This window comes from Micromonospora sp. L31, assembly GCF_052068075.1.
Taxonomy (GTDB): Bacteria; Actinomycetota; Actinomycetes; order Mycobacteriales; family Micromonosporaceae; genus Micromonospora; species Micromonospora purpureochromogenes.
This window is the reverse complement of sequence record NZ_JBQHDC010000001.1, coordinates 369,937-391,019: the sequence shown is the minus strand read 5'-3', so window position 1 is coordinate 391,019 and position 21,083 is coordinate 369,937. Positions and strand designations below refer to the sequence as shown.

At 72.9% G+C, this 21,083-nt stretch carries 20 protein-coding genes and 1 riboswitch; of the genes, 4 read left to right on the top strand and 16 right to left on the bottom strand.

Going from position 1 to position 21,083, the window contains the following annotated elements; translation table 11 throughout:
- Positions 1–152: 152 nt before the first annotated feature.
- The 9 genes from ACTMS9_RS01975 to paaA form a co-directional block, all read right to left on the bottom strand.
- On the bottom strand, positions 153–1,346 hold the full coding sequence (locus ACTMS9_RS01975; protein WP_441163969.1) for an LPXTG cell wall anchor domain-containing protein: 1,194 nt from the start codon (positions 1,344–1,346) through the stop codon (positions 153–155).
- A 169-nt stretch (positions 1,347–1,515) separates the two neighbouring features.
- A complete protein-coding gene (gene mqnC, locus ACTMS9_RS01970) occupies positions 1,516–2,706 on the bottom strand; it encodes a cyclic dehypoxanthinyl futalosine synthase (protein WP_210774444.1) in 1,191 nt (396 codons plus the stop codon).
- Positions 2,707–2,782: 76 nt separating this feature from the next.
- On the bottom strand, positions 2,783–3,193 hold the full coding sequence (locus tag ACTMS9_RS01965) for a type II toxin-antitoxin system VapC family toxin (protein WP_441143082.1): 411 nt from the start codon (positions 3,191–3,193) through the stop codon (positions 2,783–2,785).
- A complete protein-coding gene (locus ACTMS9_RS01960; RefSeq protein ID WP_441143084.1) occupies positions 3,190–3,468 on the bottom strand; it encodes a type II toxin-antitoxin system Phd/YefM family antitoxin in 279 nt (92 codons plus the stop codon). The genes ACTMS9_RS01965 and ACTMS9_RS01960 overlap by 4 nt, the downstream gene beginning before the upstream one ends.
- A gap of 31 nt (positions 3,469–3,499) precedes the next feature.
- Positions 3,500–4,609: a 1,2-phenylacetyl-CoA epoxidase subunit PaaE gene (paaE, locus tag ACTMS9_RS01955; protein WP_441163968.1), complete on the bottom strand. Its 1,110-nt coding sequence runs from the start codon at positions 4,607–4,609 to the stop codon at positions 3,500–3,502.
- Positions 4,606–5,082 (bottom strand): 1,2-phenylacetyl-CoA epoxidase subunit PaaD, encoded by a 477-nt coding sequence (gene paaD / locus ACTMS9_RS01950; protein WP_441143088.1) that lies wholly within the window; start codon positions 5,080–5,082, stop codon positions 4,606–4,608. The genes paaE and paaD overlap by 4 nt, the downstream gene beginning before the upstream one ends.
- 40 nt (positions 5,083–5,122) lie before the next feature.
- Complete coding sequence (gene paaC / locus ACTMS9_RS01945) at positions 5,123–5,848, bottom strand: 1,2-phenylacetyl-CoA epoxidase subunit PaaC (protein WP_441143090.1); 726 nt, start codon at positions 5,846–5,848, stop codon at positions 5,123–5,125.
- On the bottom strand, positions 5,845–6,132 hold the full coding sequence (gene paaB, locus ACTMS9_RS01940) for a 1,2-phenylacetyl-CoA epoxidase subunit PaaB (protein WP_441163967.1): 288 nt from the start codon (positions 6,130–6,132) through the stop codon (positions 5,845–5,847). Before paaB ends, paaC begins: the two co-directional genes overlap by 4 nt.
- Entirely contained in the window at positions 6,129–7,196 is a 1,068-nt protein-coding gene (gene paaA / locus ACTMS9_RS01935; protein ID WP_441163966.1) for a 1,2-phenylacetyl-CoA epoxidase subunit PaaA, read from the bottom strand. The genes paaB and paaA overlap by 4 nt, the downstream gene beginning before the upstream one ends.
- Before the next feature lie 367 nt (positions 7,197–7,563).
- Here paaA and ACTMS9_RS01930 point away from each other — a divergent pair, with 367 nt between their 5' ends.
- A complete protein-coding gene (locus ACTMS9_RS01930) occupies positions 7,564–8,550 on the top strand; it encodes a hypothetical protein (RefSeq protein WP_441143095.1) in 987 nt (328 codons plus the stop codon).
- Positions 8,550–9,488, top strand: a complete 939-nt coding sequence (locus ACTMS9_RS01925; RefSeq protein WP_441163965.1) for a hypothetical protein — start codon at positions 8,550–8,552, stop codon at positions 9,486–9,488. Before ACTMS9_RS01930 ends, ACTMS9_RS01925 begins: the two co-directional genes overlap by 1 nt.
- Positions 9,489–9,542: 54 nt before the next feature.
- On the opposite strand, the gene ACTMS9_RS01920 is transcribed toward ACTMS9_RS01925, so the two are convergent.
- From ACTMS9_RS01920 to ACTMS9_RS01910, 3 genes are read right to left on the bottom strand one after another with little or no spacing between them, the layout of a single operon-like run.
- Complete coding sequence (locus tag ACTMS9_RS01920; protein WP_179802732.1) at positions 9,543–10,394, bottom strand: menaquinone biosynthetic enzyme MqnA/MqnD family protein; 852 nt, start codon at positions 10,392–10,394, stop codon at positions 9,543–9,545.
- A gap of 33 nt (positions 10,395–10,427) precedes the next feature.
- A complete protein-coding gene (locus tag ACTMS9_RS01915) occupies positions 10,428–11,729 on the bottom strand; it encodes an MFS transporter (protein WP_441163964.1) in 1,302 nt (433 codons plus the stop codon).
- Positions 11,730–11,769: 40 nt separating this feature from the next.
- Positions 11,770–12,354 carry an ArsR/SmtB family transcription factor gene (locus ACTMS9_RS01910; protein WP_441163963.1) on the bottom strand — a complete coding sequence of 195 codons (585 nt, stop codon included), beginning with the start codon at positions 12,352–12,354 and terminating at the stop codon, positions 11,770–11,772.
- A 523-nt stretch (positions 12,355–12,877) separates the two neighbouring features.
- Here ACTMS9_RS01910 and ACTMS9_RS01905 point away from each other — a divergent pair.
- Both ACTMS9_RS01905 and ACTMS9_RS01900 read left to right on the top strand, forming a co-directional pair.
- Positions 12,878–14,998, top strand: coding sequence for a HelD family protein (locus ACTMS9_RS01905; RefSeq protein ID WP_441163962.1), 2,121 nt, complete (start codon positions 12,878–12,880; stop codon positions 14,996–14,998).
- A gap of 115 nt (positions 14,999–15,113) precedes the next feature.
- Positions 15,114–15,884, top strand: coding sequence for a VOC family protein (locus tag ACTMS9_RS01900; protein ID WP_441163961.1), 771 nt, complete (start codon positions 15,114–15,116; stop codon positions 15,882–15,884).
- A gap of 18 nt (positions 15,885–15,902) precedes the next feature.
- Here the strand turns inward: ACTMS9_RS01900 and ACTMS9_RS01895 are convergent, their stop codons facing one another.
- The 4 genes from ACTMS9_RS01895 to ACTMS9_RS01880 all read right to left on the bottom strand — a co-directional run bounded on the left by ACTMS9_RS01895 (position 15,903) and on the right by ACTMS9_RS01880 (position 20,986).
- Positions 15,903–16,679 (bottom strand): ABC transporter ATP-binding protein, encoded by a 777-nt coding sequence (locus tag ACTMS9_RS01895; protein WP_441143107.1) that lies wholly within the window; start codon positions 16,677–16,679, stop codon positions 15,903–15,905.
- Positions 16,676–17,704: a FecCD family ABC transporter permease gene (locus ACTMS9_RS01890; RefSeq protein WP_441144003.1), complete on the bottom strand. Its 1,029-nt coding sequence runs from the start codon at positions 17,702–17,704 to the stop codon at positions 16,676–16,678. The genes ACTMS9_RS01895 and ACTMS9_RS01890 overlap by 4 nt, the downstream gene beginning before the upstream one ends.
- Before the next feature lie 205 nt (positions 17,705–17,909).
- On the bottom strand, positions 17,910–18,845 hold the full coding sequence (locus tag ACTMS9_RS01885; protein WP_441143109.1) for an ABC transporter substrate-binding protein: 936 nt from the start codon (positions 18,843–18,845) through the stop codon (positions 17,910–17,912).
- Between the two features lie 110 nt (positions 18,846–18,955).
- Positions 18,956–19,018: riboswitch (cobalamin riboswitch) on the bottom strand.
- A gap of 108 nt (positions 19,019–19,126) precedes the next feature.
- Positions 19,127–20,986: a M14 family metallopeptidase gene (locus ACTMS9_RS01880; protein WP_441143111.1), complete on the bottom strand. Its 1,860-nt coding sequence runs from the start codon at positions 20,984–20,986 to the stop codon at positions 19,127–19,129.
- Positions 20,987–21,083: the final 97 nt, after the last annotated feature.

Below are 21,083 nucleotides of genomic sequence, written 5' to 3'. Positions count from 1 at the left end.
AACGGCCGCCATGAATGCCCATCCGACCCCCCGCGGCCACGACTTCCGGTCGCGGCGGGATGGACCCCGGGACGCGGCGCGGGGTGGGACGGCCGCCCGTCCCACCCCGCGTCCACCGGCCTCGTCGCGGCCGGTCGATCCACTCCCGCCGGTCAGGCCGTCGGCTTCTCGTCGCCCGGGGTCACCAGGACCACCCGGCGACGACGCGCCAGCACGAACAGCGCGCCACCGGCGGCCAGCACCGCGGCACCGACGCCACCGATCAGGCCGGCCTGCGGACCGGTCACCGGCAGGCCACCGCCGCCACCCTCGCCGCCGGCCGGGGCGGCCACGATCACGGCGAAGTTGTCGCTGTTGTCGCTCGGGTCCACGTCCTTGGCCAGCCCGGCCGGCGCGGTCGTGGTGAGGAACGAGGCCAGCTCGCTGGGGGTGTTGGCCAGGCTCCGCTCGTTGGCCGGCAGGGCGCCCCGGGAGCTGACCTCGACGGCGCCGCCGGTCAGGCTGACCGGAGCATCGACGTCGGCCGCCACCTTCACCGGAAAGACGCCGTACAGGTCGGCGCCGGGCTTGAGCCGGGTGAGGCCACTCCTGCAGTCGGCGGTACGCCGGTCGGCGGTGTACTCGCACTCCTTCAGGTCCTGGCTGAAGGTGACGCCCTTGGGCAGGGACATCTTCAGGTCGACCCCGTCGGCGATCATGTCGCCCTGGTTGAGGATGAGCGCGAAGACGGTCGTCTCGTCACCCGGGTTCAGGGTCGGCTTCTTCACGTCCGGCTCGCCGTTGGCCCGCCAGAAGATCTGGGTACGGACGTCCGGCGCCAGCACCAGCAGGTCGACGCCGTTCTCGGCGGTGAACTCCACCTGGGTGGTCCGAGAGTTGTTCGCGGTGTCGGTGTCATTCTCCGACTGGATCTGGAAGGTGACGGGCGCCGAGTATTCGCCCGTCACCGCGTCGGTGTCCTTGAACGCGAGCGCCGGCAGCTCGAGGGTCGCACCCGGCGTCGGGATCTCCTCCTTGGTCAGCGCGCACGCCCACGTGCGCCGCCCCTCGACCGTGATTTCCTCGCACTGTTCGAGCAGAGGGATGACGTCCACCTTGGTGGAGTCCAGCTTGGACACATCGACGGCGAGCACGACCTCGGTCGGGGTGTTCTCGCCCTTGTTGGAGAGTTTGGCGAAGGCGATCTTGCCCGGGGTGCCCGCCGCGACGCGGGTGCCCACGACGTCCAGCGACAGGTCGGTGGCCGGGTTGGCGGCGTACGCCGGGGTGCCGAGGACGGTGAACGCGCCGGAGGCGAGCAGCGCGACGGCGCCCAGCCGCGCCAACGGCCGGTTGCGGAAGATCATGGAAGGGTTCCCCCCGTGGGAAAGACGACAGGTACGGCGCAGGCTAGCGGCGGATCATCCGCCGCGCTGCCCCGTGCGTCGTCCGGTCACCATCCCGACTGCCGCCGATCCCCGCTTCCCTGACCGGCGTCTTCCGTGCCCCGGTGTTGTCGGCTCCGGTCGCCGCCCGTCAGCGGGCGTCGACCAGCGGCAGCGACTTACCGGCGCCGCCGCCGGGCATGGCGATCGAGGAGAAGTGCGAGACCACCCGCTCGTCGGTCGGGTCGTCGGCCGGGGTGTGGTGCACCGCGAGGCGGCGGTAGAGGGTGTCCCGCTGGGCGGGGATCCGGCCCGCCGAGCGGATCATGGCGATCAGCTCGTGCAGGTTGGAGCGGTGCCGCGCGCCGGCCGAGGAGATGACGTTCTCCTCCAGCATGATCGAGCCCAGGTCGTCCACGCCCATGTGCAGCGAGAGCTGGCCGACGTCCTTGCCGGTGGTCAGCCAGGACGCCTGCAGGTGCGGCACGGTCTCGAAGAAGAGCCGGGCCACCGCGACCAGCCGCAGGTACTCCAGCGCGGTCGCCTGGGTGCGGCCCTTGAGGTGGTTGTTCTCCGGCTGGTACGTCCACGGGATGAACGCCCGGAAGCCCTGGGTGCGGTCCTGCACGTCACGGATCATCCGCAGGTGCTCGATCCGCTCGGCGTTGGTCTCGCCGGTGCCCATCATCATCGTCGCGGTCGACTCGATGCCCTGGCGGTGGGCCAGCTCCATGACCTCCAGCCAGCGCGCGCCGGACTCCTTGAGCGGGGCGATGGCCTTACGTGGCCGGTCGGGCAGCATCTCGGCGCCGGCGCCGGCGATCGAGTCCAGCCCGGCCGCCTTGATCCGGGCGATGGCCTCGTCCAGGCTCACGCCGGAGACCTTGGCCATGTGCAGGATCTCGCTCGGCCCGATCGAGTGGATGGCGAGCTGCGGGTACGCCTGCTTGACCGAGGAGAAGAGCTCCTCGTAGTACTCGACGCCGTAGTCCGGGTGGTGGCCGCCCTGGAGCATCACCTGGGTGGCGCCCAGCTCGACCGCCTCGCCGCACCGGCGCAGGATCTCCTCGGTCGGGTGGGTCCAGCCCTCCTTGTGCTTGGGGGCCCGGTAGAACGCGCAGAACTTGCACGCCGTCACGCAGACGTTGGTGTAGTTGATGTTGCGGTCGATCAGGTACGTGACGATGTTGTCCGGGTAGCGCCGGCGGCGTACCGCGTCCGCCGCCTCGCCCAGCGCGTGGAAGGGCGCCTCGGTGTAGAGCAGCAGGGCCTCCTCGGGCGTGATCCGCCCGCCGTCCGCGCCGCGCTGCAGGATGTCGTCGATCTCCCGGCTCACCGTCACGCCTCCGAGCCTACGTCGCCCCTCTGGAGGCCGGCACGCCGCTCCGCCCCCGGTGACGTGGGCCCCACGACGGGACTCAGGCCATGCCCGGGCTGGCGACGGGAAGGCCGGTGCTCTTCGCCGCGTCCAGCAGCCGACGGTCGTAGGTGACGAAGGCGGCGAAGTCGGCGCCCGCCTGAGCGGCCAGGATCTGCGCCGTGGCGAGGTGGATGGCATCCAAGCTGCGCAGCAAAGGATCGGGGTAGGCGCCGGCGGCCGCACGGATTGTCCCGTCGATCTCCACGCGGTACAGCCGCGCCAGCACCGTGGGGACGCCAACCAGCGCCTGCGGCGCGGCGCGACGAAGGGCTCGCGGCACCTCAACCTCCACGAGCGCCGAGGAGACCAGGGACAACCCGGATTTGTCGTTGAGCCAGGTGACCAGTTCTTCGGTCTCCTGCTCGCGGCGAAGGAGTTTGATCACCGCCGCCGAGTCCAGGTAGATCACCAGCGCTCTTCCTCCCGGGATGCGGCCAGGGTGGCCGCGACGTCGACCGTGGGGTCACCGAGGACCGGCGGCATCGGCAGCGGTCCGGTGGCGGTCGGCGCGGCGGCGCGCCCCTCGGTGACCAGCCGACCGAGGAGCGCATCGCCGGCCACAACAGGAACGAGGCGGGCGATCGGTTGCCCCCGGTCGGTCACCTCGACCGTCTCACCGGCGCGCACCCGGGCCAGAACCCTGCTCGTGTGCTGGTTCAGTTCTCGAACCGCGATCTGCTCCATCACACGAGTGTAGAACGAAACGTTCTACAGGTCACGCGTCGTAGTCGACGGTGAGCTTGTCTGTCGTCGGGCTGGACTGGCAGGTCAGCACGTACCCGGCGGCCACCTCGTCGGGCTCCAGGGCGTAGTTGCGGGCCATCGTCACCGCCCCGTCGACGACCTTCGCCTTGCAGGTGGAACAGACGCCGCCCTTGCAGGCGTACGGCAGCTCGCTGCGGACCTTGAGCGCCGCGTCCAGCACCCGCTCGTCGCGCCCCATCGTGAAGCTCGACGACCGGCCGTCGAGCAGGATCGTCACCTCCGCCCCGGCACCCGGTTCGTCACCGGGGCGGCGCACCGGCTCCGGCGGGGCATCGACGTGGAACAGCTCGGTGTGCACCGCCGACTCCGGCAGGCCGCGCCCGGTCAGCAGCTCCCGGGCCGGCACCACCATGCCGTACGGGCCGCAGAGGAACCACTCCTCGATGGCGTCGCCCGGCACGATGGTCTCCAGCAGCCGGCCCAGCCGCTCGGCGTCGATCCGCCCCGACAGCAGCGGCGACTCGCCCTGCTCCCGGGAGAGCACGTGCACCAGGTGCAGCCGGGTCGGATAGCGGTCCTTCAGGTCGGCCAGCTCCTCGGCGAACATCACCGTGTTGGCCGTGCGGTTGCCGTACACCAGGGTGAAGGTGCTGGCCGGCTCGACGGCCAGGGCGGTCGCGACCAGCGAGAGCACCGGGGTGATGCCGGAACCGGCGACGACCGCGCCGTAGTGCCGGACCCGCTCCGGCGCGAACGCCGTGGTGAAGTGCCCCAGCGGGGGCAGCACCTCGACGGTGTCACCGCCACGCAGCGCCCCGCAGGCGAACGCGGAGAACGCGCCGCCGGGGATCTCCCGCACGCCGATCCGCAGCCGGCCGTGCCGCGCCAGCTCGTCCGGAGTCGAGCAGATCGAGTACGACCTCCGCACCTCCGCGCCGTCCGCGCCCGCGCGGCGCACGGTGAGGTGCTGGCCGGCGGAGAACGCGAAGGTCTCCCGCAGCTCCTCGGGCACGGCGAAGGTGATCGCCACGGCGTCGTCGGTGAGCCGGTCGACGGCGGCGACGGCCAGCGGGTGGAAGACCGGCCGGCGGCGGACGGGTCGGGTGATGGTGACAGTCACAGCGCCTTCAGGTGGTCGAAGGGTTCGGAGCAGGCGCGGCAGCGCCAGAGGGCCTTGCACGCGGTGGAGCCGAAGCGGCTGACCTGCTCGGTCTCCGGGGAGCCGCAGCGCGGGCAGCGGACGGCCAGGGTCAGCGGCACCACGGTCGCGGTCCGGGCCGGGGCGGGCGGGGCGATGCCGGCGGCGGCCAGCTTGGCCCGCCCGCTGTCGGAGATCCAGTCGGTGCTCCAGGCCGGGCTGTAGACCGTGCGCACCTCGGCGTCCGGGTGACCGGTGGCGGCCAGCGCCCGGCGGATGTCCGCGCGGATCACGTCCATCGCCGGGCAGCCGGTGTAGGTGGGGGTGATGGTCACGACGACCCGGCCGGTGGCCGGGTCCTCGTCGACCGCCCGCAGGATGCCGAGCTCGTCGATGGTGATGACCCGGATCTCCGGGTCCACCACCGCCGCCACGGCCGCCCTGGGGTCGGTCACCGGTGCCATCGTCCGTCCGCGAAGCTCCGCCGCGCCGCGCTCACCATCTCGCCCCCGGATGCGCGCGGTGCAGCACCTGCATCTCGGCGAGCAGGTACGACAGGTGCTCGGTGTGCACGCCGGCCCGCCCGCCGGCCGGCGCCCAGCCGGTCTCCGGGCGGGTCAGCGTCGCCTCGTCGAGCACGGCGGACACGCACGTGTCGAAGTCGGCTCGCAGGGTGGCCGGGTCGACCGGCGCCGCCGGGTCCGCCGTGAACAGCTCGTGGTGGTACGGCCAGACCTGGTCCAGCGCGGCCTGGGCCCGGCGGTGCGACTCCTCGGTGCCGTCGCCGAGCCGCTTCACCCACAGCGAGCTGTGGTCCAGGTGGTAGGCGGACTCCTTGCGCGCCTTGGCGCCGATCGCGGCCAGCCGCTCGTCGGCGCACCCGGCCAGCGCCGTGTAGAGCGGCAACTGGTACGCCGAGAGCAGCAGCAGCTTCACCATGGTCACCGCGAAGTCGCCGTTGGGCAGCTCCACCAGCAGGCAGTTGCGGAACTCACGGTCGTCGCGCAGGTACGCCAGCGCGTCCTCGTCCCGGCCGGCGCCCTCCAGCTCGCCCGCGTACGACAGCAGCAGGCGGGCCGCGCCGAGCTGGTCGAGGGCGATGTTGGCCAGCGCGATGTCCTCCTCCATCTCCGGCGCGTGGGTGGCCCACTCGCCGAGCCGTTGCGCGGCGACCAGCGCGTCGTCGGCGAGCGCGAGGGTGAAGTCGAAGGGGCCGTTCACAGGTGCGCCACCCCGTCCGGCACCTCGTAGAAGGTGGGGTGGCGGTAGACCTTGTCGGCGGCCGGGTCGAAAAAGGCGTCCTTCTCGTCCGGGCTGGACGCGGTGATGGCGCTCGCCGCCACCACCCAGATCGACACCCCCTCCTGGCGGCGGGTGTAGAGGTCGCGGGCGTTGCGCAGGGCCAGCTCGGCGTCGGGGGCGTGCAGGCTGCCGACGTGGGTGTGCGACAGCCCGCGCCGGGCCCGGACGAACACCTCCCACAGCGGCGAGGACTCCTTGCTCATGCGGCCACCTTCTCCCTCTGCTGCGCCCGCTTGGCGGCGTACGCCGCGGCGGCGTCACGTACCCAGGCGCCCTCGGTGTGCGCGCGGCGGCGGTGTTCCATCCGCTGCCGGTTGCACGGGCCCTCGCCCTTGATCACCCGCATCAGCTCGTCGTAGTCCGGCTGGGTGTAGTCGTAGGCCTGGCGCTCGTCGTTCCAGCGCAGGCCGGGGTCGGGCAGGGTGAGGCCGAGGATCTCGGCCTGCTGCACGCACATGTCCACGAAGCGCTGGCGCAGCTCGTCGTTGGAGAAGCGCTTGATCTTCCAGGCCATCGACTGCGCGGAGTGGGTCGAGTCGCCGTCCGGCGGGCCGAACATCGCCAGTGACGGGTACCACCAGCGGTCGACGGCGTCCTGGGCCATCGCCTTCTGCCCGGGGGTGCCGTGCGCCAGCGTGTGCAGGATCTCGTAGCCCTGCCGCTGGTGGAACGACTCCTCCTTGCAGACCCGGATCATCGCCCGTGCGTACGGCCCGTACGAGCAGCGGCACAGCGGCACCTGGTTGACGATCGCGGCACCGTCCACCAGCCAGCCGATGGCGCCGACGTCGGCCCAGGTCAGCGTCGGGTAGTTGAAGATCGAGCTGTACTTCTGCCGCCCGTTGAGCAGCATCTCGACCAGTTCGTCCCGGCTGATGCCGAGGGTCTCGGCCGCCGCGTAGAGGTAGAGCCCGTGGCCGGCCTCGTCCTGCACCTTGGCCAGCAGGATCGCCTTGCGCTTGAGCGAGGGGGCCCGGCTGATCCAGTTCCCCTCGGGCTGCATGCCGATGATCTCGGAGTGCGCGTGCTGGGCGATCTGCCGGATCAGCGTCCGGCGGTACGCCTCGGGCATCCAGTCGCGCGGCTCGATCTTCTGGTCCGCGTCGATGACCTCGGCGAAGTAGGCCGCCAGGTCCGCACCGGGCTCCGGGGCGCCGCGCCGACCGCGCGCCGCCGCCTCGCGCAGCGCCGCCTCGGCCGCCTCGACCTGACCGAGCAGGTCACCACCGGGAGCGTCCCCCTCGGCGGCGAAGTCGTTGCCATACATGGTCCAAGTGTTACAGCTCATCCCCGATGACACCAGAGGGTGTAACAGGATTGCGAGAAGCCTCTGCGTCACCGGACAGCCGCGCTGGGTGGACACCCGCACCGGCTTCCACCTGTGACATGCGTCACTTACCGAAGATGAATCCCCCCAAGGCCGGCAAATCTGCTGTTTATCCCGGGTTCACGGCAAGTTGCCGTGCGTCGAGTTCTGGCGAGTCGCCCGCCCGGACGTAGACTTCCCCCGGTCACCACCGATCGGCTGCTGACGATCGCACCACGACGACGGCCATCCCCCGGCCTCAGCGGTCGAGCCGACCAATGCGGAAACAGCCGGCCCCCCGGCCCTGACATCTGGAGCTCACCCACTCATGCGATCTCGCGTGACCATGGTGCTCGCCGTCCTGGCGGTCCTGCTCGGCGCCGGCCTGCTGGTGCCCACCGCGTACGCGAAGCTGGCCGGCGACGGCAGCGGCCTCGGCGGCATCGGTGGCGGCGGGGCGCAGGTCCCCGCCCCGACGCCCACCCCGCCCCCGCCGCCGACGCTGGCCGCCGGCCCGGTCTCGGTCAACTTCAAGGGCGAGTTCTTCGGCTGGGCCCTGATGGACCGGAAGACCGGAAAGATCTCCGGCTCGAAGAACCTGGCCTCGACCAGCTCGACCGAGTCGATGCTCAAGGCCTGGATCGTCTCCGACTACCTGCGCCAGCTCGGCGACAAGGAGCCCTCGGCTTCGCTCAAGAGGGACGCGAGCCTCGCGATCCGGGACAGCAACGACGACGCGGCGAACCGGGTCTACAAGGCCGCCGGCGGCTCGTACAAGGTGCCGGCGGGCGGGCAGCCCGGCCCGGTGGTCAAGCGGGCGATCAGCATCTGCGGCCTCACCGACACCAAGCGCGGCAACGTGGCCACCTACGAGGGCTGGTGGAGCTTCACCCGGATGTCCCCCCGGGACGCGGTCCGGCTCGGCGACTGCATCGCCGACGGCAAGGCGGCCGGCCGGAAATGGACCAAGTGGGTGCTCAACGAGATGGCGCAGGTCCGCGGCAGCGTCAAGGTGCAGCAGGCCAGGTCCGGCGGCGGCAAGTGGGGCATCGTCGACGGCCTGCCCGCCGAGATCAAGGCGCAGGGCCCGGTCGCCATCAAGAACGGCTGGACCCCCCTCAGCTACGACGGCAACTGGCACGTCAGCTGCCTCGCGGTCACCGACAAGTGGAGCCTCGCGGTGATGCTGCGCTACCCGCAGAGCAGCAAGCTGGAGTACGGCGCGAAGGTCTGCGCCAGCGTCGCGACCCAGCTGGTCACGCCGCAGCCCGGTGCGGCGCTGAAGGTGCCGCAGCAGCCGGTCGGGAAGCTCTGATGGCCGGCAGCCGCCGTGGTGACCGGCGCAACGCCACGCCGCTGAGACTGGCCGCCGTCGCCGCCATCCTGATCGGCCTGGTGCTGGTGTCGCTGCGGCTGCTGCCCGGCTCACCGCTGCAGTCGGCCGCCGCCTCGCACTGGGGCGAGCCCACCCCGGACCGCTCCACCGGCCAGCCCACCGACCGCAGCAACCGCCCGAAGCCGACCCCGTCCCCGACGCCGCCGCTGGAGCCGCTGCCGTTCGCGGACCAGCAGATCGACCTCGACATCAAGGGCTGGTACGCCTGGAGCGTGCTGGACACCCGGACCGGGAAGATCATCGGCTCGGAGAACATGGACGAGACCAGTACCACCGCGTCGCTGATCAAGTCCTGGATCGTCGCCGACTACCTGCGCAAGGCCGCCGAGGCCGGGCAGACGCCGAGCGGCGCCAAGCTCGCCGATGCCACCCGGATCATCCGGGACAGCGACAACACCCGGGCCGAGCAGTTCTACAACTCGATCGGGCGGTCCGCGTCGATCAAGCGGATGGTCTCCATCTGCAAGACCACCGACAGCGGTCCGGCCGCCGACGGCGGCTGGAGCCGGACCAACCTCTCCCCCCGGGACACCGCCCGGCTGGGAGCGTGCATCAAGGACGGTCGCGCGGCGGGCCCGAAGTGGACCACGTGGCTGCTCAACGAGATGCGCCAGGTCCGTGGCGCCGGCGACTTCGGCATCCGCAAGGCGTTCCCGGCCGCGGAGCGGAAGACCATCGCCATCAAGAACGGCTGGGTCGACCGGACCCGCGAGCAGGAGATGCACGTCAACTGCCTGGCCATCGGCGACAACTGGACGATGGGCGTGATGGGCCGCTACCCGGTCGGCATGGGCTACGAGTACGGCATGAAGAACTGCCAGAAGATCACCGAGGCGGTGCTCCGCCCGGCCACCTGAGCCGCTTCCCGCCCTTGCGCCGATGTGGCGGTGTCGATCAGCCCGTCGGCGCGGTCAGCCGGCGAAGAACTCGGGACCGCCGTCCGGCAGCGCCGGGGCCTCGCCGATCGCCGCGGCCCGCCGGGCGAACTCGCGCAGCCCGGCCACCTGCCGCTCACCGAGGGAGAAGTCGAGGGTACGGAAGTACGTGGCGAGGGTCGCCGCGTCGAACGGCTCCCAGCGGGCGGCCGACTCAGCCACCTGGTCCAGCTCGGCCAGGCACAGGTCACGGGAGCGCAGGAACGCCTCGTGCACCTCCTTGACCATGCCCGGGTGGGCGGCGGCGAAGTCGCGGCGTACCGCCCAGACGGCGAAGACCATCGGCAGCCCGGTCCACTCCCGCCAGGCCTGCCCGAGGTCGGTGACCTCCAGCCCCCGACGCGGGGCCTCGTAGAGCGCGCGCAGCGCCACGTCGCCGATGAGCACGCCCGCGTCCGCCTCCAGCAGCATCTGGGTCAGGTCCGGCGGGCAGCGGAAGTAGTCGGGGCGGACGCCGTACCGCTCGCCGAGCAGGAGCTGGGCGAGGAGCACCCCGGTACGCGAGGTGGAGCCGAGCGCGACCCGGCCGCCGTCCAGCTCGGTGAGCGGCTTCGTGGAGACCACGTTGACCGAGAGCACCGGCCCGTCGCTGCCGACCGCGAGGTCCGGCAGGAGCAGCAGCTCGTCGGCGTGCCGCAGGTACTCCACCTGCGAGATCGGCCCGATGTCCAGGTCGCCGGCGACCAGCGCGGCGCTCAGCCGGTCCGGTGAGTCCTTGTGCAGGTCGACGTCGAGCAGCGCGCCGGAGCGCATCAGCCCCCAGTAGATGGGCAGACAGTTCAGGAACTGGATGTGCCCGACCCGGGGGCGCGCCACGCGTTCAACCATGACCCGACCGTAGCCCCGTGCTCCTCGGCCTGCTCAGCGGCCCGGCACCGGAGTGGCCAACTCCGCATCCACCGCCCGTACACCGGGCTCGGCCGGCGCTGCCGGCTCGGCCGGGCCGACGGCCGATCCCGCGCGCCGGACGGCGCGGACGACGATGGGCACGAACGCGAGCACGACCAGCAGGCCGGCGACCCCGGCCACCGCGATCAACGGGCGGGGCGGCAGCACCGCCAGCAGCGCGCCGCCGCCCAGGTACCCGGCCATCGAACCGCCCTGGACGGCCGCGCCGTAGGTGGCGTAGGCCCGGGCGCGCAGCGCCTCGGGGGCCCGCCGGGCGGTCAGCACGGTGGCGAAGACGTTCTCCCCGCCGTTCGCCGCGCCGCCCACCAGCCAGAGCGGGACCAGCAGTCCGGCCGCCGGCACGGCGGAGGCGAGCACCACCATCAGGCTGCAGCCGCCGAGGGTGGCCAGCACCCCGTACACCAGGGCGGCGTCGTCGGTGAGCCGGCGCGCCAGCCGCGCGGCGAGCCAGCTGCCCGGCAGCATGCCGGCCATCCAGGCCGCGCCGACCAGCCCGTAGACGGTGGCCGAGCTGTCCAGCGTGTCGCGGATGAAGAACACCTCGATCACGTTGATGCCGCCGATCGCGGCGATCACCGCGGCCGTGGTGACGACCATGGCCAGCAGCAGCGGGTCGCGGCGCAGCCGCCAGGCCGGCGCCGGTCCGGTGGTGGTCGCGGCCGTGGCGGTAACGGTCCGCCGGCCACCCCGCCGGGTACGCAGCAGCTGGCCGGCGACCACCAGCGCGAGGTAGCTGACGGCGTCCAGCAGCAGCGGTACGCGGGTGCCGAACTGCCCGACCAGCAGCCCGGCGAGCACCGGGCCGGCGAGCGCGCCGAGGGAGACGGCGGTCTGGTTGACCGCGCTGGCCCGGGGCAGGTCGTCGGGGCGCACCATCGCCGGCAGCAGGGCGGCCAGGCAGGGCTGGGTGACCGCGAGCCCGCAGGCGAGCAGCGCGACCAGCCCGATCACCAGGACCGGATGCTCGGCGAAGGCGAGCAGGGCGCAGAGCGCGGCCTGCACCAGCCCGACGCCGACCAGCAGCCGGCGGCTGTCCACCCGGTCGGCGAGCCGCCCGGCGAGTGGGGCGAGCACCACCAGCGGCAGGGTCGCGGCCAGCAGCAGCCCGGAGACGGCGAGCCCGCTGGCGCCGGCGGCCTGGAGAGCGAGCGCGAGCGCGGTGGCGGCGAGGAAGTCGCCGCAGATGGTGGTGCCGCGCGCGGTGGCGGCCAGCCAGACGTCGGACCACCGGGAACCGTCAGGTGTGAAGGACATACTTCGAAAATAATCCTTCACACCTGATCGATTCAACCCCCTACGCCAGCGGCACCGCCTTGTACTGGACCGCCACCGAGCGGGCCCCGGCGGGCGGGTCGGCCTGCCGGTTCCGTTGCCGGTACGGCCGCAACAGGGCCAGCACCGCCTCGTTCAGCTCGGCCAACTCGGCGGCGGTGAGCAGCAGCAGGCTGTCGTTGAACAGCGCCACGTCGTACCACTCGGGAGGCTCGCCCCCGGCGCGCCGCAACCAGTCCCGGGTGCGCTCCATGTCGCGGGCGGCGTGCGCCTCCACCAGCGCCTGCTCGGCGGCGCGGGCCTCGGGGCCCGCGTCCTGGCCCGCATCCACCATCCAGGCGTGGCTGAACGTGCGCCAGACCCGCTCCCGCGCGTCGCCGCGGCTGGGCGCCTGCTCCACCAGGCCGGCCTTCGCCAGCGCCCGCAGGTGGTAGCTGGTCGCGCTCGGCGACATGCCGACGACCTCGGCGCACTCGGTGGCGGTCGCGCCGCCCTCCCGGGTGCTCAGGTGTTCCATGATCGCGATTCGGGCCGGATGGGCCAGTGCCCGCATCACCTGCGGGTCGCTGATCGTCATCCGGCGCTGCTCGGGCCGCGCCTCCGTCATCCCCACATGATCCCGCCCCGCCGCCCGGCGGGACCAGCACCGTTCCGGTCCCGCCCGACACGGCCTGCCGCTCCACGCCCCTGCCGACTGCCCGCACCCACCGGCTGGGTCCTTGCAGCACGCTGTGGACCTGATGACGTAAACGACTCACCGGACCGGGTGCCGTCACGACTGTCGCCCGCGCTGTGCGATGCCAAGGTCGTGCCGAGCCGGGGCCGAATCGTTTGCGACATCAGCTCCAAAGCGACGTGTAGAGCACCGCAACCTCCCGACGGCCGGGCTGCCGCCCGGCTCCGGACGCCGGCCAGTAGCTCGGGCGCAGGCGCCGGACCGGCGGGCGCGGCATGTGCGACCGCGGGTCGGCGTAAATGCGTGGCCGCCGCCAACGGTGAGGCGTAACGTGGAGCGCCGCGCGCGGACCGCGCGCCTCTTCCTCACCGGGCACAGCCGGTACCGCGTCTGACGGAGCGCCGGGCGGCCCAGGTCAACCGATCACACGAACGCCACCGGAAGGTCGCCTCGGATGACCCGTGCCGCCACGCCCACCACCGACCCCGTCCGACCCTCCACCGCCGCCGACACCGAACCGGCCGACGCCCTGGACGCGCAACTCGCCGCCGAGCGGGCCCACCTGGACACCTCCCGCGCCGCGCTGCGCCGGATGCGCGAACGCGCCGAAGCCCTCTTCGCCACCGGCGACAAGGTCGCCGGGGACGCCTACACCGCCGAGCAGCTCGGCCGGCACATGGCCCGGCGGGTCAAGGAACTGGCCGACGACCCGACCACCCCGCTCTTCTTCGGCCGGCTCGACTTCGGCCACACGGATCCCGACCATGCCGGACGCGAGTACCACGTCGGCCGGCGGCACGTCACCGACGACCGGGGCGAGCCGCTGGTGCTGGACTGGCGGGCCCCGATCTCCCGGTCGTTCTACCGGGCCAGCGCGCGGGACCCGCAGGGCGTCGCCGTCCGGCGGCGGTTCGGGTTCAGCGGCGGCGCGCTGACCAGCTTCGAGGACGAGCACCTCGACCGAGGCGAGGAGCTGGGCACGGCCAGTCGGATCCTCACCGCCGAGATCGAGCGCCCGCGCGTCGGCCCGATGCGCGACATCGTCGCCACCATCCAGCCCGAGCAGGACGAACTGGTCCGGGCCGACCTGGCCGACTCGATCTGCGTGCAGGGCGCGCCGGGCACCGGCAAGACGGCCGTCGGGCTGCACCGGGCCGCGTACCTGCTCTACCTGCACCGGGAGCGGCTGCGCCGCTCGGGAGTGCTGATCGTCGGGCCGAACCGGGCGTTCCTGTCGTACATCGCGGCGGTGCTGCCGGCGCTCGGCGAGGTCGAGGTCGAGCAGGCCACGGTCGAGGACCTGGTCACCCGGGTGCCGGTGGGCGCTGTCGAGCACCCCGCCGTGGCCACGCTGAAACACGACGTCCGGATGGCCGCGGTGCTGCGCCGGGCCGTCGACGCCCACATCGGCGCGCCGACCGAGCCGATCATGGTCTCCGACGGCTCGTTCCGCTGGCGGATCGGCCTCGACCCGCTGCACCGGGTGGTCGAGGAGACCCGCCGGGAGGGCCTGCCGTACGCCACCGGCCGCGACCGCGTCCGGGCCCGGGTGGTGGGGCTGCTGCAACGCCAGGCCGAGGCGCGCCGGGCCGAGTCACCCAGCGACGCCTGGCTGCGCCGGATGGCCAAGGCCCGGCCGGTCACCGCCTTCCTGGACGCGGTCTGGCCGGCGCTCACCCCGGAGGGGCTGGTGCACACGCTGCTCGGCGACCCGCAGGCGCTCGCCGCCGCCGCCGACGGACTGCTCACGGCGGAGGAGCAGGCGCTGTTGGCCGGCACCGGCACCACCGCGCGGACCGGGACGAAGCTCGGGCGTACCCCGAGGACGACGAAGTGGACCGCCGCCGACGCGGTGCTGATCGACGAGGCCGCCGGCCTGATCGAACGGCCCGCCGGCTTCGGGCACGTGGTGGTCGACGAGGCGCAGGACCTCTCCCCCATGCAGTGCCGGGCCATCGCCCGGCGCAGCGAGCACGGCTCGATCACCCTCCTCGGCGACCTGGCCCAGGGCACCGCCCCCTGGGCGGCCACCGACTGGCGGGAGTCCCTGACCCACCTGGGCAAGCCGGACGCGGCGGTGGTGCCGCTGAGCGTCGGCTTCCGGGTGCCGGCGGCGGTGGTCGCGTTCGCCAACCGGCTGCTGCCCGCGCTCGCCGTCGACGTACCCCCGGCGCGGTCGCTGCGCCGCGACGGCGGGCTGGACGTGCGTACCGTGACGGACCTGGACGCGGCGACCGTGGCCGAGGTGCGGGCGGCGCTCGCGCACGACGGTTCGGTCGGCGTGATCGCCGCCGACGACGCGGTGGACCGGCTCCGCGCGGCGCTGGCCGCCGCCGGTGTCCCGACCGCCACCGCCGACGACGTCGAGACCGCGGCGCGAGTCACCGTCGTCCCCGCGACGCTGGTCAAGGGCCTGGAGTACGACCACGTCGTGGTCGTCGAGCCGGCCGCGATCGTCGCCGCCGAACCGCGTGGCCTGCACCGCCTCTACGTCGTGCTGACCCGGGCGGTGTCCCGGCTGGCCGTGCTGCACACCGCGCCGCTGCCCGCCCCGCTGACCGACCCGGCCGGCTGAGCGTCGCCGGTACGGCTGACCTTTCGTCCGTTTCCCCCGCACCCGAGGGCGGGACGGTGCCAGGATGCCGGCAGGGCGTGCCGTCGACGGACGCCACCGGCGGAAAGGGGCCATCGTGAGCGGCGTCGAGCCCGGCACGCCCTGCTGGGCCGACCTGGCCACCCCCGACCTGGAGGACGCGAAACGCTTCTACCCGGAGCTGTTCGGCTGGACCGGCCGGGTCTCGCCGCAGCCCGAGGCGGGCGGCTACACCATTTTCCTCAAGGACGGCCGGGCGGTGGCGGGCGCCGGACCGCCGGCCACCCCGGACCAGGTGCCGATCTGGTCAACGTACGTGGCCACCGACGACGCCGACCTGGCCGCCACCCGCGTCGAGGCGGCGGGCGGGCAGGTGCTGGTCGCCCCGTTCGACGTCTTCGACCAGGGCCGGATGGGAGTCTTCGCGGACCCGGCCGGTGCGGTGTTCAGCGTCTGGCAGCCGATGGCGATGACCGGCGCGGAGCTGTTCAACGTCCCCGGCGCGATGTGCTGGAACGAGCTGGTCACCCCGGATCCGGAGGGTGCCAAGGCCTTCTACGAGCTGGTCTTCGGCTGGCACCCGGAGGACGAGCCGATGGATCCGGTCCCCTACACCGGCTGGCGGTGCGGGGCGCGGATCGTGGCCGGCATGATGCCGCCGCTCGGCGACGACTTCCCCGCCGACATGCCGGCCTACTGGTCGATCTACTTCGCGGTGGCGGACACCGACGCGACCGCCGCCCGGGCCGCCGCGATCGGCGGCACCATCCTCGTCCCGCCCCGGGACATCCCCCAGGGCCGCCTGGCCGCCCTCCGCGACCCGCAGGGCGCCCTCTTCTCCGTCATCGCCCTGTCCACCCCGGCATGATCCGGCGGGAGGGCCGGGTCAGCGGGGGCGGATCGGCACCACCAGCGGGCCGTGGTCGCCGTCGATGACGCGCACGTGGGCGCGGTAGTACGTGGCGAGGAGTTCCTGGGTGAGCACCTCGCGGGGCGGACCGGCGGCGACCACCCGGCCGTCGGCGAGCAGCACCAGCCGGTCGGCGTACTCGCCGGCGACGGAGAGGTCGTGCATGGTGGCGAACACGGTCAGCCCGTGTGCCCGCCGCAACTGGTCGACCAGCTCCAGCACCTCCTGCTGGTGGCCGATGTCCAGCGCGCTGGTCGGCTCGTCCAGCAGCAGCAGGGTGGCGCCCTGGGCGAGCGCCCGGGCCAGGAAGACCCGCTGCCGCTCGCCGCCGGAGAGGGTGGCCAGCTCCCGGCCGTGGAACGCGGCCAGGTCCAGCCGGTCCAGCACCTCCCGCACGGCGGCCAGGTCGGCGGCGGACTCCCGCCCCAGCGGCGGGATGTACGGGGTGCGGCCGAGCAGGACGTAGTCGAGCACCGACATCCCGGCCGGTACCACCGGGGACTGGGCGACGGTGGCCACCACCCGGGCCCGCTCCCGGGGGCGCAGCGCGCGCAGCGGCGTACCGAAGAGGGAGACGGCGTGCGGCGCGCGCAGCAGGCCGCCGACGGCGCGCAGCAGGGTCGACTTGCCGGCGCCGTTCGGGCCGATCACGGTGACCCACTCGCCGGCCGCGACGGTCAGGTCGACCCCGGCGAGGATGGGCGCGCCGCCCAGCCGCACGTGCAGGTCGCGGACCTCGACGGCGGGCGTCACGACAGCACCCGCCGGGAGGTGCGCAGCACCAGGACGAAGAACGGGCCGCCGAGCAGCGCGGTGACCACGCCGATCGGGATCTCGGCCGGGGCGGCGACGGTGCGGGCCACCACGTCGGTCAGCGCCAGGAACGCGCCGCCGAAGAGCATCGACAGCGGCAGGATGACCCGGTAGCTGGACCCGGCGAGCAGCCGCACGGTGTGCGGGACGATGATCCCGACGAAGCCGATCAGCCCGGAGGCGGAGACCGCCGCCGCGGTGCCGAGCGAGGCGGCGGCGATCAGCAGGTAGCGGGAGCGCTGCGGGTGCAGCCCGAGGCTGGCCGCCTCGTCGTCGCCGAGCGACAGCACGTCCAGCTCGCGGCGGTGCAGCAGCACCACGACCGCGGTGAGCACGAAGTACGGCAGGACCAGCAGCACGTCGTGCCAGCCGGCGGTGGCGAGCCGGCCGAGCAGCCAGGAGTAGACCAGCTGGATGCTGTCCGAGTGCCGTTGCAGCAGGTACGTCTGCCCGGCCGAGAGGAACGCCGAGACCGCCACCCCGGCCAGGATCAGCGTCGCCGGGGACCGGCCGCGCGCGCCGGCCACCCCGAGCACGTACGTCATCGCCACCGCGCCGAGCGAGCCGACGAACGCGGCCAGCGGCACGGTCAGCGACAGCCCGGTCAGCGCCGCACCAGCCGCGCCGAGGGAGATCACCGCGGTGACCGCCAGCCCGGCGCCGGCCGCCACGCCCAGCAGGTACGGATCGGCGAGCGGGTTGCGGAACACCCCCTGGTAGGCGCCGCCGGCCAGCGCGAGCAGCGCGCCGACCAGCAGGCCGAGCACCACCCGGGGCAGCCGCAGCTCGGTGACGATGGCGATCTCACCGGCGGTCAGGCCGCTGTCCAGGTGCACCCCGGGCAGCAGGTTGAGCAGTTCGGCGGCGACGCTGCCGGGCGGCAGGCTGACCGGGCCGAGCGACACCCCGGCGACGACCGCGACCAGCACCGCGACCAGCCCGGCGGCCAGCCAGCGCCGGCGCAGCCCGGCCGGCCTGGCCGTACCGGCGGGCGCCGGCTCGGCGACCGGCGGCGCGACGGCCGGCCGGCCGGGACCCGACGCCGAGGCCGGGCCGTCCGACGCGGGGCCGGCGGGGTGGCGGGAGGCGGGCACGCCGGTCGGCCGGGACGCGTCGGGCGTCCCGGCCGATCGGGGTCGCGTGGGTCGCACGGTCACCGGCGGCGAACGGTCACGCCGGCACCTTGGCGACCGCGTCGACGACCGTGCGGAGCTGGTCGACCACGCGCGGACCCCAGCGCGAGGCGATGTCGTCGTCGAGGACGACCACCTGGTTGTTCTTGACGGCGGTGATGCCGGCCCAGCCGCTGCGGGCCCTGACCGTCTCCGGGGTCTGCTGGCAGCACTTGGTGTCGGCCAGGAAGACGAAGTCCGGGTCGGCCTTGACGATCACTTCCTGGGAGAGCTGCGGGTAGCCGCCGTTCTTCCCGTCGGCGTCCGAGGCGTCGGCGATGTTCTCCAGGCCGGCGAGGGCGTAGATCGAGCCGATGAAGGTCTTGCTGGTCGCGGTGTAGAGCTCCGGGCCCAGCTCGTGGTAGTAGGTCAGCTTCTCCGACCGCTGCGGCAGGTCCTTGACCAGCTTGGCGATGTCGTCCTTCATCCGCTTGGTGACGTCGGCGGCCTCGGCCGGGTGACCGGTCAGCGCGCCCAGGTCGGTGATCTGCCGGTAGGAGTCGTCCAGGGTGGCCGCCGCCGGGGTGAGCAGCACCGGGATCTTCAGCGTGGTGAGCTGGTCGACGATCTTGTTGGTGTCGTTGGAGAGCACCACCAGGTCGGGCGTCTTGGCCGCGATCGCCTCGGCGTTGGGCTGGAAGCCGGACAGGTCGCTCTTCGGCGCCTCCGGCGGGTAGTTCGAGTTGTCGTCGACGGCGGTGACCTGCTTGCCGGCGCCGATGGCGAAGAGCATCTCGGTCACGCTCGGCGACAGCGAGACGATCTTCTCGGGGCGCTTCTCCAGCGTCAGCTTGCCGACCGTGACGGGAAAGGTGGCCGACGCGCTGCTGCCGGCGGCGGGGGTGTCGTTCGAGGTCTTCTCGGCGCAGGCGCCGAGGGTCAGTGCGGCCACCGCGAGGGTCGCGGCGAGCAGCCGGGGGGTACGTCCGGACATCTGTCCTCCTGTCGGTCGAGGAGCGTGGTGCTTCGCCGACAGGAACCTGCGCACCCGTCCGCGAGGCGCCCTTCCTCGAGAGCGCGTGTCGCGACCACCGACGCAGGCGACCTGGCTCGTCCCCGCGCGGGCGGGGCATCACAGTTGCGGGACAGCGCCGGTTTCGCACCGGCTTCGCTGCGGTTGGTCGGAGCCACGGTAGCGCACGACCAGCGGAGATCGTCCGGACGGGAGGGGTGAGTGGGGTCCCGCCGGGGGCGGAACGGGACCCCACCCGGCTATCAGGAGCTGGTGATGGTGACGTTGTCCACAGCCGCCTCGACCAGGCTCGCGCCGGAGGCGTCCGCCGCCTCCACCACGATCCGCACCGACTGCCCGGCGTACGGCGTCAGGTTGAGGTTCGCCACCGCCCAGGCGGCGTCCCGGTCGGTGGCCGCACCCGCCTGGTTGAGCAGCGTGCTGGTGCCGCCGTTGTGGATCACGCTGACCCGCAGGTAGTCCGCCGACGAGGCGTTCGACCCGTGCGCCAGGTACCAGGCCAGCGAGAGGGTCAGCGTGCCGGTGGCCGGCAGGGTCACCGCCGGGGAACGGGCGCTGGTCACCCCGCCGTCGACGTCGTGGTCACCCGCCGCGGTGCCGGCGAGCCGGCCGGTGACCAGGTCGTTGGCGCCGGCGTACGGGACGAGCTGCTTGGCCCCGGAGGAGTTGGTCGCCTGGGCGGCGCCCCGCTCCCAGACCCCGGTGGTGGCGGTGTCCGTGCCGGCCGGGTTGGTGGTCCAGCCGGTGGCCGTCTCGAAGGTGTCCGACCAGACCGTGGTGCCGCCACCGCCGCCGCAGTACTGGGACTGCTTGCCGATCGCCCGGTACGGGCAGTCGGCGTACTCGGAGAGCAGCAGCACCGCTTCGCGGTTGCGGGAGGTCTGCGCGGGGATCACCTCGTCCGGCGGGTAGAAGCCGCCGCCGGTGGCCGAGCCCGGGTACATCTCGAAGGTGTACGCCCAGATGCCGTGCGCGCCCCACATCCAGTCGATGCTGGTGCCGTCGGCGATGTAGAGGTCGCTGGACTGTTCCGGGGTGTAGCCGTTGGTGTTCGCCATCTGCTGGCCGATGGTGGCGAAGGTGCTGTACTGGTCGGCGCTCATTCCGGTGGGGGTGTTCGCGGTGGTGTAGCCGAACGGCCAGAGCACCAACTGCGAGTAGGTGTGGAAGTCGATGTTGGCCTTGATCTGCTGCGTCCCGCCGACCACCCGGCTGTTGACGAAGTTGCGCAGCGCGCTGGTCTCCGGGGCGGAGAAGGCGGACGGGCCGCGGTAGGTGTCCGACGAGGTGCTGCCGGACGAGCCGCCGCAGCAGCCCCACTGGTACGACCAGTTCCGGTTCAGGTCGGTGCCGACATAGGTCGATCCGCTGTTGGGCTGCCGGTTCTTCCGCCAGGAGCGGTACGAGCCGGTGGCGATGTCGTACTCGCTGCCGTCGGGGTTGACCGTCGGGACGATCCAGATCTCCCGGGAGTTGACGATGTTGGTGATCCGGGAGTCGCTGCCGTAGCTGTCGGTGAAGAGGTTGAGCAGGTAGATCGCCATCTCGACGGTCAGGTGCTCCCGGGCGTGCTGCTGGGCGTTGAAGAGGATCTCCGGTTCGTTCTCGTCGGTGCCGACGTTGTCGGAGATCTTCACCGCCATCAGGTCGCGGCCCTCGTACGACGTACCGATGCTGATCTTGCGGGCGATGGCCGGGTGGTCCGCGACCGCCTGGTTCACGACGACGGTCAGCTCCGCGTAGTCGTGGTAGTTGGAGTCGGCCGGTGGGAAGGCGAGGGTGCCGGCCTCGTCGTGGGAATGCGTCGGCGCGGGCTCCGACTCCAGTCGGAAGCCGAGCCGGGTGATCGCCGCCGCCTCGGCCCGGGTGGCGGAGACGTGCAGGATGCCGTGTTCGGAGTAGTCGATCGCCGCGCCGGTGCGGGCGACGGCGTTCCGGTCGGCCAGGGTGCGTGGTCCGAGCACCCGGTAGCCGGCGGCGGCCGGTTCCGGTTCGGGGGCGGGGCGGGCGGAGACCGGCCCGGTGGCGACGGTGACGAGGCCGAGCCCGACGGCGACGGCCAGCGCCAGCCGGCGGCGGAGTGGGAACGTGCGGAGGGCCATGGACAACCTCCTCGGGGTACGGGAGATCCCGTTGTCCGCACACTTCACCAGGAGTCACATGGTCATATCAACATTCATCACTTCCATGGTCCATCTC

Bases quoted from the DNA above. Each gene is read 5' to 3' on its own strand.
- ACTMS9_RS01975 (WP_441163969.1), bottom strand. From the start codon at position 1,346: ATGATCTTCCGCAACCGGCCGTTGGCGCGGCTGGGCGCCGTCGCGCTG.
- ACTMS9_RS01960 (WP_441143084.1), bottom strand. From the start codon at position 3,468: ATGGAGCAGATCGCGGTTCGAGAACTGAACCAGCACACGAGCAGGGTT.
- paaB (WP_441163967.1), bottom strand. From the start codon at position 6,132: ATGAGCAAGGAGTCCTCGCCGCTGTGGGAGGTGTTCGTCCGGGCCCGG.
- paaA (WP_441163966.1), bottom strand. From the start codon at position 7,196: ATGTATGGCAACGACTTCGCCGCCGAGGGGGACGCTCCCGGTGGTGAC.
- ACTMS9_RS01930 (WP_441143095.1), top strand. From the start codon at position 7,564: ATGCGATCTCGCGTGACCATGGTGCTCGCCGTCCTGGCGGTCCTGCTC.
- ACTMS9_RS01925 (WP_441163965.1), top strand. From the start codon at position 8,550: ATGGCCGGCAGCCGCCGTGGTGACCGGCGCAACGCCACGCCGCTGAGA.
- ACTMS9_RS01920 (WP_179802732.1), bottom strand. From the start codon at position 10,394: ATGGTTGAACGCGTGGCGCGCCCCCGGGTCGGGCACATCCAGTTCCTG.
- ACTMS9_RS01915 (WP_441163964.1), bottom strand. From the start codon at position 11,729: ATGTCCTTCACACCTGACGGTTCCCGGTGGTCCGACGTCTGGCTGGCC.
- ACTMS9_RS01910 (WP_441163963.1), bottom strand. From the start codon at position 12,354: ATGACGGAGGCGCGGCCCGAGCAGCGCCGGATGACGATCAGCGACCCG.
- ACTMS9_RS01905 (WP_441163962.1), top strand. From the start codon at position 12,878: ATGACCCGTGCCGCCACGCCCACCACCGACCCCGTCCGACCCTCCACC.
- ACTMS9_RS01885 (WP_441143109.1), bottom strand. From the start codon at position 18,845: ATGTCCGGACGTACCCCCCGGCTGCTCGCCGCGACCCTCGCGGTGGCC.
- ACTMS9_RS01880 (WP_441143111.1), bottom strand. From the start codon at position 20,986: ATGGCCCTCCGCACGTTCCCACTCCGCCGCCGGCTGGCGCTGGCCGTC.